At 65.8% G+C, this 7,300-nt stretch carries 10 protein-coding genes; 2 read left to right on the top strand and 8 right to left on the bottom strand.

Going from position 1 to position 7,300, the window contains the following annotated elements:
* Both JHD07_RS27825 and JHD07_RS27820 read left to right on the top strand, forming a co-directional pair.
* A partial coding sequence (locus JHD07_RS27825) for a DUF2244 domain-containing protein (protein ID WP_291627883.1) occupies positions 1 to 200 on the top strand: 200 nt, incomplete at its 5' end.
* A gap of 55 nt (positions 201 to 255) precedes the next feature.
* Positions 256 to 1,152, top strand: coding sequence for a bifunctional helix-turn-helix domain-containing protein/methylated-DNA--[protein]-cysteine S-methyltransferase (locus tag JHD07_RS27820; RefSeq protein ID WP_291627880.1), 897 nt, complete (start codon positions 256 to 258; stop codon positions 1,150 to 1,152).
* 119 nt (positions 1,153 to 1,271) lie between these two features.
* On the opposite strand, the gene JHD07_RS27815 is transcribed toward JHD07_RS27820, so the two are convergent.
* The 8 genes from JHD07_RS27815 to JHD07_RS27780 all read right to left on the bottom strand — a co-directional run.
* Positions 1,272 to 1,895 carry a 2,3-bisphosphoglycerate-dependent phosphoglycerate mutase gene (locus JHD07_RS27815; RefSeq protein WP_291627878.1) on the bottom strand — a complete coding sequence of 208 codons (624 nt, stop codon included), beginning with the start codon at positions 1,893 to 1,895 and terminating at the stop codon, positions 1,272 to 1,274.
* Positions 1,896 to 1,919: 24 nt separating this feature from the next.
* A complete protein-coding gene (gene dapB, locus JHD07_RS27810) occupies positions 1,920 to 2,735 on the bottom strand; it encodes a 4-hydroxy-tetrahydrodipicolinate reductase (protein WP_291627876.1) in 816 nt (271 codons plus the stop codon).
* Between the two features lie 254 nt (positions 2,736 to 2,989).
* Positions 2,990 to 3,301, bottom strand: coding sequence for a DUF1330 domain-containing protein (locus tag JHD07_RS27805; RefSeq protein WP_291627874.1), 312 nt, complete (start codon positions 3,299 to 3,301; stop codon positions 2,990 to 2,992).
* 24 nt (positions 3,302 to 3,325) lie between these two features.
* A complete protein-coding gene (gene pyrF, locus JHD07_RS27800; RefSeq protein WP_291627872.1) occupies positions 3,326 to 4,039 on the bottom strand; it encodes an orotidine-5'-phosphate decarboxylase in 714 nt (237 codons plus the stop codon).
* Positions 4,040 to 4,045: 6 nt separating this feature from the next.
* Positions 4,046 to 4,624: an NAD(P)H-dependent oxidoreductase gene (locus JHD07_RS27795; RefSeq protein ID WP_291627870.1), complete on the bottom strand. Its 579-nt coding sequence runs from the start codon at positions 4,622 to 4,624 to the stop codon at positions 4,046 to 4,048.
* 54 nt (positions 4,625 to 4,678) lie between these two features.
* Positions 4,679 to 5,278, bottom strand: coding sequence for an rRNA adenine N-6-methyltransferase family protein (locus JHD07_RS27790; RefSeq protein WP_291627868.1), 600 nt, complete (start codon positions 5,276 to 5,278; stop codon positions 4,679 to 4,681).
* Between the two features lie 88 nt (positions 5,279 to 5,366).
* The gene (dnaJ, locus tag JHD07_RS27785; protein WP_291627866.1) at positions 5,367 to 6,503 is read right to left on the bottom strand and encodes a molecular chaperone DnaJ; all 1,137 of its coding nucleotides are present in this window, start codon (positions 6,501 to 6,503) and stop codon (positions 5,367 to 5,369) included.
* A gap of 272 nt (positions 6,504 to 6,775) precedes the next feature.
* On the bottom strand, positions 6,776 to 7,300 hold a 525-nt coding region (locus JHD07_RS27780), incomplete at its 5' end, for an Hsp70 family protein (protein ID WP_291627864.1).

Raw genomic sequence — 7,300 nt, 5'->3', positions numbered from 1 at the left:
CCTTCAATCCGCTCTGGGTCCGGCTCGACATGGAAGTCGACGATGACTTTGGCATCGAGCATCTCTACCTGATTTCGCGCGGCCACCAGATCCAGATCGCACGCTTTCTTGGCCCTGAAGAAAAGGCAAGTTTTTACAAGGGTTTGGTAGAGGCGTTGAACGCCGCAAGGCGCGGTCCGACCTATAATCCGGTCACCTGATCCCTGCTCGGAAATCGGGTGGCTCCAAGCCCGCCCCTCCCCTACATTTCCCGTCATGATGACCCTTGCGATCCATGACCAGCGCCTGGCCAGGCCGGGCACCCAGAGCGCCGCGCTGCGCGACTATGATTCGGTGCGCCGGGCGATCGCCTTCATCTCGGCCAACTGGCGCGCGCAGCCGACCATCGAGGCGATGGCGGACGCGGCCGGCGTCACGCCGGACGAGCTGCACCATCTGTTCCGCCGCTGGGCGTCGATCACGCCGAAGGCATTCATGCAGGCGCTCACCCTGGACCACGCCAAGAACCTGCTCAGGGATTCCGCCAGCATCCTCGATGCGGCGCTCGATTCCGGCCTGTCGGGTCCCGGCCGCCTGCACGATCTGTTCGTCACCCACGAAGCGATGTCGCCGGGCGAGTGGAAGAACGGCGGCGTCGGCCTGACGCTGCGCTACGGCTTCCATCCCTCCCCGTTCGGCACCGCCATCGTGATCGCGACCGGTCGCGGCCTGTCGGGGCTCGCCTTCGCCGATCATGGCGAGGAGAAGATCGCGCTCGCGGACATGACACGGCGCTGGCCGAACGCCACCTATGTGGAAGATCACGAGGGCACAGCGCCGCTCGCAGCGCGTGTGTTCGACCCCAAGCTCTGGCGGCCGGACCAGCCGCTGCGCGTAGTCCTGATCGGCACCGATTTCGAGGTGCGGGTGTGGGAAACGCTGCTGAAAATCCCGATGGGGCGTGCGGTGTCCTATTCCGACATCGCCTGCAACATCAACAGCCCGAAGGCCTCGCGCGCCGTCGGTGCCGCCGTCGGCAAGAACCCTGTGTCCTTCGTCGTGCCCTGCCACCGCGCGCTCGGCAAGAGCGGCACGCTCACCGGCTATCATTGGGGCATCACGCGGAAACAGGCGATGCTGGGCTGGGAAGCCGGGCAGCTGGGGGTGCAGTAGGCACGATGCAGTAGGGTGGGTTAGCCGAAGGCGTAACCCACCTCTTTGTTTCCGCGGCGAAAGGTTCGGTGGGTTACGCTACGCTAACCCACCCTACGACTTCGCGCGTGTGGCGAGAGTCAACCCGCCAGATCCAGCTTCGAGGCCACGGTCGAATCCGCATTCAGCCGGTAGATGATCGGCACACCCGTCGCGAGCTCGCGCTTCAAAATGCCTTCGGGGGAGAGCTTTTCCAGCACCATGATCAGCGCACGCAGCGAGTTGCCGTGCGCGGCGACCAGCGTGCGCTTGCCGTTGAGCACACCGGGCAGGATTTCCTGCACATAATAGGGCAGCGTTCGCGCCAGCGTGTCCTTCAGGCTTTCGCCGCCGGGCGGCGGCACGTCATAGGACCGGCGCCAGATCAGCACCTGCTCCTCGCCCCATTTCTTGCGGGCGTCGTCCTTGTTGAGGCCGGAGAGATCGCCGTAGTCGCGCTCGTTCAGCGCGAGGTTCTTCGAGACCGGCAGACCGGTCTGGCCGAGTTCGCCGAGGATGAGGTCGAGCGTGTGCTGCGCGCGCGTGAGCACCGACGTATAGGCGACGTCGAACACCAGGCCCTGCTCCTTCAGCTTGCGGCCGGCCTCCTTGGCTTCCTTCACGCCGAGCTCGGTGAGATCAGGGTCCTTCCAGCCCGTGAACAGGTTCTTCAGATTCCATTCGCTCTGGCCGTGGCGCACGAGCACGAGAAGACGTTCGCTCATTGACTGCTTTTCCGTTCGTTTCGATCAGATGTCTGCGAGGCCGAGCACGTCGGCCATGGAGTAATGCCCCGGCTGCTTGCCGTGCGCCCACAGCGCCGCCTTCAGTGCGCCATGGGCAAACAGCATGCGGTCCTCGGCCTGGTGCGACAGCGTCAGGCGCTCGAACGGGCCGAGGAAGGTGACGCTGTGGTCGCCGGCGACGGTGCCGCCTCGCAGCGAGGCGAAACCGATATTGCCCGGCTTGCGCGCGCCGGTAATGCCGTCGCGCCCGCGCTCGGAATGGTCATCGAGGGTGACGCCGCGGCCGCTCGCTGCGGCCTGGCCGAGCATCAGCGCCGTGCCGGAGGGCGCATCGACCTTCATGCGGTGATGGGTCTCGACGATCTCGATGTCGAAACCCTGGTCGAGCGCCTTGGCGACGCGCTTGACCACTGCAGCGAGCAGGTTGACGCCGAGGCTCATATTGCCGGACTGCACCACCACCGCGCGGTTGGTGACGCTCTTGATCACGGCGTTGTCGGAGCCGGACAGCCCGGTCGTGCCGATGACATGCACAATTCCGCGCTCGGCAGCGATCGCGACATTGGCGATGGTCGCCGCCGGAACGGTGAAGTCGAGGATGCCGTCGGCGTCCTTCGACATCGCCCACAGATCGGCCGAGAGCTTGATGCCGTTGGCCGGCAGGCCTGCAAGCACGCCGGAATCCTTGCCGAGCAGCTCCGAGCCCGGCGCCTCCAGCGCGCCGGCCAGCACTGCGCCTTGGCTCTCGCCGATCGCCCGTACCAGCGCCCGGCCCATCCGGCCGCCGGCTCCCGCAACAATCAAGCGCATGTCGGACATGGTGTGATCCCCTTCGCCGCCGTTTTAGCGGGGGGAGGCAGTTCCGGCAACCGAGGGCCACGCGCGGGGACACGTGCCCCAACCCTCCCCTGGAGGGGGAGGGTCGATCGCGCAGAGCGCGAGCGGGATGGGGTGACGGTCTCTCCACGATGAACAGTGCCCATGGGGAGAGATCACCCCACCCCGCCACGCATTTCGCTTCGCTACATGCGTAGCGACCCTCCCCCTCCAGGGGGAGGGTAAGGAAGAGAGGCTCAGCCGTCCGACGGCTGCGGGCCGTCATAGCCCTCGATGATGATGAGGTCGGCGATCGAATGCGGCTGGCGCACCTTGATGTTGGCCTGGTATTCCGGCGAATTGTAGCAGGCGAGCGCCGTCTCGTAGTCGGGGAATTCGATCACGACGTTGCGGTTGCGGCTGGCGCCCTCGACGGTGGTGAACTTGCCGGCGCGAACGACGAAGCGGGCGCCCCATTTCTTGAAGATCGGACCATTGGCGACAGCATAGGGCTTGTAGCCCTCGTCATTGCTCACGTCGACGCGCCCGATCCAGTAACCTTTTGCCATGGCTGTTCTCCCTGTGGTTGGTCTCTATTTGAGCAGTGCCTGTGCGATCTCGGCGTGGATGGCCTCGGCGGCGGCCTTCGGATCGGCGGCTTCCACCACCGGGCGCCCGACGACCAGATAATCCGCGCCGGCGGCGATCGCACGGCCTGGCGTCATGATGCGCTTCTGGTCGCCGCTGGCGGCGCCCGCGGGACGAATGCCGGGGGTGACGAGGCTCATCTTATGGCCGACGATCTTGCGCAAGGCCCCGACTTCCTCCGGCGAGGACACCAGGCCGTCGACGCCGAGCACCTGCGCCTGCCGCGCGCGCGCCTCGACCAGCTCCGACACGCCGAGCCGATAGCCGGCCTCTTGCAGATCGTCGTCGTTGTAGGAGGTCAGCACCGTGACGGCGAGGATCTTCAGGTTGGCACTGCCGCGGCCTTCGAAGGCGCCCTTCATGGTCTGGGGATAGGCGTGCACGGTGACGAAGGTCGCGCCCAGCTTCGCAACACTCTCGGTGCCTCGCGCAACCGTATTGCCGATGTCGTGCATCTTGAGATCGGCGAACACCTTCTTGCCCGCATCAGCGAGCTTGCCGATCAGCGGCAGGCCGCCGCCATAGGCGAGCTGATAGCCGATCTTGTAAAACGAGACGCTGTCGCCGAGCTTCGCGATCATCGCCTCCGCGGCATCAACGCTCGGCAGATCGAGCGCGACGATCAGGCGGTCCTTGGGGGCGATCTCGGCTGGCGTCATGTCACCTCACATCATGCGTTGGGAAACGTCGATCAACTGTCGCACGAGCTCCTTCAGCGCGGCGATGTCGCCCTCGTTCTTCAGCCTGTCCATGTCGTCATAGGCCTGGTCGGCAAAGGCGAGCGTGAGCTGGCTGCCAATCACGTTGGCGTGGCAGGAGGACAGGATCAGCCGCAGCGCCTGGAGTGCGCGGGCCGCACCCAACCGGCTCTGGGACGCGCCGGCGAGCGCGAAGACCCGGTTGCGGAACCCCTCGCCGCGCGCCTCGTGCAGCTCGTGCACGCGGCTGACCCAGTCGATCGCGTTCTTGAGGAGCGGCGGCACCGAGGCGTTGTATTCGGGCGAGACGATGAGGACGCCGTGATGGGCGCCGATCATTCGCTTGAGGTTGATGGCGTGCTTGGGCACGCCGGATTTGGCCTGGAGATCGCCGTCATAGATCGGCAGCGGAAAATCGCCGAGCGAGATGCGGGTGACGTCGACGCCGGCCTGGGCGAATTCATACGCGGCGACCGCTGCCAGCTTCGCATTGTGCGAGCCGGTGCGCAGCGAGCCGGGAATGATCAGGATCTTGGGCGCGGACATCCAATCCCATGCGTTCGGCGAAACGGGCCCGCCGCGCAAGGAGGGCCGGCGGGATCAGTCCTTGCGATACACCCAGACGCGGGCTGGCGGAAGGTTCATCCAGATCCGTTCCGAGGCCTCTGTGGACACGCCGTGCAGCGATTTCGGGATCGGCGGCACCACCGCATAGGTGAACTGGATGAAGGGCGCGCCGGGCGCGAGCGCCGTGAAGGCGTCGCGGATCAGCCGCAGCCGCGTCAGCATCGGTTTGGTGACGAGCGGCAGGCCGGAGACGACCGCGGACGCCGGCGCGCTCAAGACGTTCCAGAGCGTGTCGCGCAGGCGATAGGCATCGCCCTGCACCACCTTCGCCTGCGGATAGCGATCACGCAGCAGCGCGCAGAAGCCGGGATTGTATTCGACCAAAACGAGACGCTTCTGGTCGACGCCGCGCTCGATCAGCGCGGAGGTGATGGCGCCGGTACCGGGCCCGAGCTCCACCACCGGTGCGTCGGAATCGGGATCGACGTAATGAGCCATGGTCCGGGCCAGCAGCTTGCCCGAGGGCATCACCGCGCCCATGTGCAGGGGCTTTTCGATCCACGACCTGAGAAAGCGCACCTCATCGTCGAGACGAGGCTTCTTCAACGCACGCGCGGACGATGGCAAGGGCATGTCGGGACCGGACGGGACCGCGGGACCGCGGCGTGTCAGAAAATGGTCATAAAGACGTATAGGCCGAAGGCGGCACGGTCAAGACGAGTCAATTCGCCCGATTACCGAAGAAATCCTTGACCTTGGCGAAGAAGCCTTCGGACTCCGGCTGGGTGTTGCCGGAGGAAAGCTTTTCGAATTCGGCCAGCAATTCCTGCTGCTTCTTGGTGAGGTTCTGCGGCGTCTCGACCACGACCTGGACATACATGTCGCCCATCTGGCGCGAGCGCAGCACCGGCATGCCTTTTGATGCAATGCGGAATCGGCGGCTCGACTGGGTGCCGGCCGGCACCTTCACCTTGGTCATGCCCTTGTCGATGGTCGGCACCTCGAACTCGCCGCCGAGCGCGGCGGTCACCATCGAAATCGGCACCCGACAATGCAGGTCGGCCCCGTCGCGCTGGAAGAACTGGTGCTGGACCAGCGAGAGGAAGATGTAGAGGTCGCCGGGCGGTCCGCCGCGGACCCCGGCCTCGCCCTCGCCGGCGAGCCTGATCCGCGTGCCATCCTCGACGCCCTGCGGAATGTTGACCGACAGCGTGCGCTCGCGGGTGACCCGGCCCTGGCCCGAACAAGACGGACAGGCGTCCTCGATCATCTGACCGCGGCCCTGGCAGCCCGGGCAGGTGCGCTCGAGCGTGAAAAAGCCCTGCGACTGCCGCACGCGGCCGGCGCCGCCGCAGGTGGAGCAGGTCTTCGGCTTGGTGCCGGCCTTCGCACCAATGCCCGAGCAGGCCTCGCAGGTGACCGAGACCGGGATCTCGATCTGCGCGGTCTTGCCGCCAAAAGCCTCCTCGAGGGTGATTTCCATGTTGTAGCGCAGGTCCGCCCCGCGCTCGCGACCGCCGCGGCCGCGCTGACCGGCCATGCCGAAAAGGTCTTCGAAGATGTCGGAGAAAGAGGAAGCGAAGCCCGCACCGAAACCGGCAGCGCCGCCAAAGCCGCCGCCCTGCTCGAACGCGGCGTGGCCATAGCGGTCGTAGGCCGCGCGCTTGTCCCTGTCCTTCAGGACTTCGTAGGCCTCGTTGATTTCCTTGAACTTGACCTCGCAGGTCTCATCCCCGGGATTGCGGTCGGGGTGGAATTTCATCGCCAGCTTGCGGAACGACGACTTCAGCTTGCCTTCGTCGGCGTCGCGTTCGACTTCCAGGGTCTCGTAGTAGCAGCGCTTGGTGGACGTGGACATGATGAGCTCGGTCTATCCAATCGCGATTCAAGTTGGCGCGGAACAACGCTGACATGCGGCGATATAAGCGCCCTCCTGCCTTGCGGCAGAGGGCAGCCTGGCAGCGCTGGGAATAACGGCTGGGAATTGATCGATGGCAACAGGGCCGACTTCAAGGGAGTCTCGAAAGGAGTCCTGTCCCGTCCGGCCCGGCGCGACGGCCTCCCCCGCGAGGGAGGAGGCCGGCAGCGCGTGTGGGGTCCAAGCCGTCCGCATCGTCACCCTCGCGGGCTTCAGGCGGACTTCTTGTTGTTCTTGTCGTCGTCGACTTCGGTGAACTCCGCGTCGACGACGTCGTCCTTGGCCGCATCCTTCTTGGCGTCGGCCTCGGCCTGCTGCTTGTACATGGCCTCGCCGAGCTTCATCGAAGCCTGCGCCAGCGTCTGGGTCTTGGCCTTGATCGCCTCGGCATCGTCGCCCTTCAGCGCTTCCTTGAGGTCGCTGACGGCGTCCTCGATGGCGCGGCGCTCGCTCTCGGCGACCTTCGAGCCGTGCTCGGCCAAAGCCTTCTCGGTCGAATGCACCAGGCCATCCGCCTCGTTCTTGGCGGTCACGGCCTCGCGGCGCTTCTTGTCCGCCTCGGCATTGGCTTCGGCGTCCTTGACCATCTTCTCGATGTCGGCTTCCGACAGGCCGCCCGAGGCCTGGATGCGGATCTGCTGCTCCTTGCCGGTGGCCTTGTCCTTGGCCGAGACGTTGACGATGCCGTTGGCGTCGATGTCGAAGGTCACCTCGATCTGCGGCATGCCGCGCGGCGC

The sequence above is a fragment of the Bradyrhizobium sp. genome (genome assembly GCF_016462955.1).
Taxonomy (GTDB): domain Bacteria; phylum Pseudomonadota; class Alphaproteobacteria; order Rhizobiales; family Xanthobacteraceae; genus Bradyrhizobium.
This window is presented reverse-complemented; position numbering and strand designations above follow the sequence as displayed.